The organism is Enterococcus sp. 6D12_DIV0197 (assembly GCF_002174385.1).
In the GTDB taxonomy this organism is placed as follows: Bacteria; Bacillota; Bacilli; order Lactobacillales; family Enterococcaceae; genus Enterococcus_D; species Enterococcus_D casseliflavus.
The window spans coordinates 1,053,786-1,057,400 of record NZ_NIBN01000001.1; the positions used below are offsets into that span (position 1 = coordinate 1,053,786).

5 protein-coding genes and 2 pseudogenes are annotated in these 3,615 nt (G+C 33.5%); 5 read left to right on the forward strand and 2 right to left on the reverse strand.

Going from position 1 to position 3,615, the window contains the following annotated elements:
• Positions 1–139 precede the first annotated feature (139 nt).
• On the forward strand, positions 140–391 hold the full coding sequence (locus tag A5867_RS05035) for a transposase (RefSeq protein ID WP_029485507.1): 252 nt from the start codon (positions 140–142) through the stop codon (positions 389–391).
• Between the two features lie 161 nt (positions 392–552).
• Here A5867_RS05035 and A5867_RS05040 read toward each other — a convergent pair whose 3' ends face one another.
• Entirely contained in the window at positions 553–1,233 is a 681-nt protein-coding gene (locus A5867_RS05040; protein WP_087627006.1) for an IS6 family transposase, read from the reverse strand.
• 75 nt (positions 1,234–1,308) lie between these two features.
• On the opposite strand from A5867_RS05040, the pseudogene A5867_RS05045 reads away from it, so the two are divergent.
• Together A5867_RS05045 and A5867_RS05050 are read left to right on the forward strand one after the other, a co-directional pair.
• A pseudogene (locus A5867_RS05045) lies at positions 1,309–2,016 on the forward strand (hypothetical protein); the annotation flags it as partial.
• Positions 2,017–2,044: 28 nt separating this feature from the next.
• Positions 2,045–2,398, forward strand: coding sequence for a hypothetical protein (locus A5867_RS05050; protein ID WP_002339801.1), 354 nt, complete (start codon positions 2,045–2,047; stop codon positions 2,396–2,398).
• A 59-nt stretch (positions 2,399–2,457) separates the two neighbouring features.
• Here A5867_RS05050 and A5867_RS05055 read toward each other — a convergent pair whose 3' ends face one another.
• Positions 2,458–2,835, reverse strand: a complete 378-nt coding sequence (locus tag A5867_RS05055; RefSeq protein ID WP_002339800.1) for a hypothetical protein — start codon at positions 2,833–2,835, stop codon at positions 2,458–2,460.
• A gap of 166 nt (positions 2,836–3,001) precedes the next feature.
• On the opposite strand from A5867_RS05055, the gene A5867_RS05060 reads away from it, so the two are divergent.
• Both A5867_RS05060 and A5867_RS18155 read left to right on the forward strand, forming a co-directional pair.
• Positions 3,002–3,331: a restriction endonuclease subunit S gene (locus A5867_RS05060; RefSeq protein ID WP_249270016.1), complete on the forward strand. Its 330-nt coding sequence runs from the start codon at positions 3,002–3,004 to the stop codon at positions 3,329–3,331.
• A 75-nt stretch (positions 3,332–3,406) separates the two neighbouring features.
• A pseudogene (locus A5867_RS18155) lies at positions 3,407–3,583 on the forward strand (type I restriction-modification system subunit M); the annotation flags it as partial.
• Positions 3,584–3,615: the final 32 nt, after the last annotated feature.

Here is a 3,615-nt window from a genome sequence, read left to right on the forward strand (position 1 = left end):
TATACAATAAAAATATTTTAGAATTAGTGAAATAAGTACTTATAAACAACCTGAATTAATATTTAAAGGTTGGTGCTAGTATGATTTAGTGGACACATTTTTGGAGAGTATTATAATACTTTCGAAAGGGTGTTCAGATATGGCAAAAAAATACAGTCAAGAAAAGAAAGAGTTAATCCTTCAGCTTGTGGCAACTGGCAAATCAGTTGCCGAAATTTCCCGTGAATATGGCATTGCAGAACAAACAATTTATAAATGGAAGAAAAACAATAGTCCAATCTCAGGCAGTTCGACAACCCCAGCTCAAATCAAACAGATGGAAAAAGAAATGATCCGTCTGCGTCAGGAGAACGAAATTCTAAAAAAAGCAATGGCTATATTCACGAAGTAAACTTACACAATAAGATTCTCTTTATCAAAAATCTAAGAAACAGCTATCCCATCCGAATGCTTCTGCGTGTAATGCAAGTGGCACCAAGCAGCTACTATAAAGAATTAGGTTCTGTTGCAAAGTTTTAAAATAAACAACCAGCATTCCGTTTTGACTGCTTTTTAAGCTGGGATACCCAATAAGACCTTGATTTCAGTGCAAACCGAAAAGCCGAAGAGTGTGCCCTCTTTTCGGCTTTTCTTGTATATTCCGCGAATCGTTTCCATGCCTTTAATCGTTGTTGAGGCAGTGCGTAAGCTTCGATAAAATTTATTCCGACGTTTGATTGGTCGATGATCTTGCTCAATCAAGTTATTGAGATACTTAACTGTTCTGTGTTCTGTCTTCGTATACAGACCAGCTTTTTGTAATTTTTTAAACGCACTGCCAATAGATGGTGCCTTGTCTGTGACTAGAACCTTTGGTTCGCCAAACTGCTTTCTAAGACGTTTTAAAAATGCGTAGGCTGCTTGTGTGTCGCGTTTTTTACTTAGCCAAATGTCCAGCGTTAAACCGTCTGCATCGATCGCGCGATACAAATAGTGCCAGGTCCCTTTGATTTTGATATAAGTTTCATCCATTTTCCACGAATAAAAAGACTGTCTATTTTTCTTTTTCCAAATTTGATATAGGGCTTTGCCGTATTCTTGTACCCAACGGTAAATCGTTGTATGACACACATGAATGCCACGATCATAAAGTATTTCTTGAACGTCTCGATAGCTGAGGTTATAACGAAGATAATAGCCAACGGCGACAATAATCACGTCTTTTTGAAATTGTTTACCTTTGAAATGCTTCATCTTCGTTCCTCCAAGCTATCTTTTCTATAATTTTAACTTAAAATAGATTCTTTTGAAAACTTTGCAACAGAACCCGTTTTAGTTTACTTGAATGAACCAACAGAACCAACGCTTAATACGCAAGAATTAAATCGTCAGGAGTTAAAAACGAGTAATGAAAGCCAAGAAATACCGCAGACAGAAATTCCAACTGAAACAGTAAATGAACCTAGTGTTATTAAGGAAATATCGAAAAAGAACCAAGCAAAACAAACGAATAGTAGAAAAGAATCACTATCAGAATCCATAACCAAGAAAAATGTTCCCAAAATTCATTTGTTCATATCTATTTTGACTCTTTTTATTGTATTATTGATAGGAATAAGTGTTATTCAACAAGTACAACTTCAATCAGTCAAAAAAGAGAGCGAATTATTGAAAGAACAAATTGAACGTGTCAAAGAAACGGATATTTCTCAATCCAAAATAGATACTTTTGGAAGATACTTTTTGACTTACTATTTTTCACAGGAAAAAAATCAAGAAAATTATCAGTCAAGTTTAAGAACATATGTATCCGAAAAGGTAGATATATCCGATTGGAAAGCGTTAGGGAAAACGCTTAAGAGTGTCAATTACTATGGTAGTGAACAAACAAAAAAAAGGTATAGAGTTGAATACCTTCTAAATGTTTCAGTAGACAATCGTAGTAAAATGCAAAAAATCACTTTTGAGGTTGAACCAACTAAAAACGGCTTTCTTGTGACAACTCAACCAAAACTTACAGACTTCTCTTTTAACTGAAATACGCTAAAAAGAGAGTGCTTAAACAATGGGAAAAATTAATTTAAATCAAATTTACACAGCAAAAGAAATGAGTGAAAGGATAGGTAAGAATAGAAATTACCTATCCCAAGCTTACCGTAACAACAAACATGAAATACTTAAAAATTTTAATTATCGAAAAATTGGTGGAACAATTATTTTCTCTGATAATCCCAATAATGATTTATCGCAATTGATTACAGCAAAAGAAGCAAGCCAGTTGTTAGGAAAGAATGATGAATACTTTGCCCACATTTATAAACGGTTTCCTCATAGACTAGAGGGAATCGATCACATTTATACAGGTAAAACATTATTCTTAACGAAAGAATCGCTAGAAATATTTCAAGCTAGAAAATGAACAAAGAAATGCACGGTAGGTATCCCACCATGCAATTCTTTGTTAGATTTAGCTGGGAGTTAAAAACCTCTACCACCGCCACCCATTATTGCTCCGTCTTTGGTTACATGTACGGTTGATTTATGTTTAGGATTTTTAGAAAGATAATTCTGTGCAGCCCTCATACCTCTAGCTATCCATTCTGCTGAAGGTTGTCCTGTAGCATATATAATGACACCGTCAACGATATATCCGGCTAGTATTCCGCCAACAAAGATAGCTATACCACCAATAATAGAACGTGGTTGTATATCTGTATCATTGTCAGGATTTCCTAATAAGGTTACAGAATCAGACAATAGACTTGGAGAGATAGCTGTGTTACTTTCGGTTTCTGGAATTGTAGAAGTCTCACTAGCAAACGCAGGACACGGGGAAATAGCATAGATACTTAACAACTACACAACGGATAGTGATAGAATCGATTTTTTCATTCTAAAATCCTCCTATAAAAAAATTTTTTTTGAAAACTTAAATAATAACCAGCTAATAATAATACCTACAATAATACCTAAGATAAAAAGGAGTATATATTTTTTATTCAAAAATATCACCACCCACAATATGAATTATTTATTTATTTATTTCCGTCCAAATAAAGGTTACAATCCATACTTTATTAAATCCTTTTTAGAATCGCCTATTGGAATGGCGCTACTCACAATTAACCAAACAGGTTCTATTATTTCATCTCTAAATATCCGAGATATTGAAGATATAGAAATTCCTGGTCTGTCAATAGCAGAACAAGAAAGAATAGGAACGGAAGTCAAAGAAGCTGACTTACAGGTGCAGGAAAAAATAGAAAATGCAAAGAAAGAGTATTTAGAAAAATACCAAGATATCTATATAAAAATGGGACTAAACCAATCGTTTAATCAAGTGGGAAATTAAACTTTGTAGATAAAAAGTAAAAATATAAAAAGAGTAATAAAACCATGTTAAAACAGATGTGTATAAGAGACAGATTATGATGCAATCGTTGAAAATGATTACAACCTTTCTGTGAGTTCTTATGTAGAAGCGAAAGATACAAGAGAAATTATTGATATCAATGAACTAAATGCAGAAATAAAAAAGACTGTATCTAAAATTGATAAGCTTCGTACAGAAATTGATGAGATTATTGAGGTGATTGAATCATGATGAAGCTTAACTTTATAGATGAACTTCTTGAT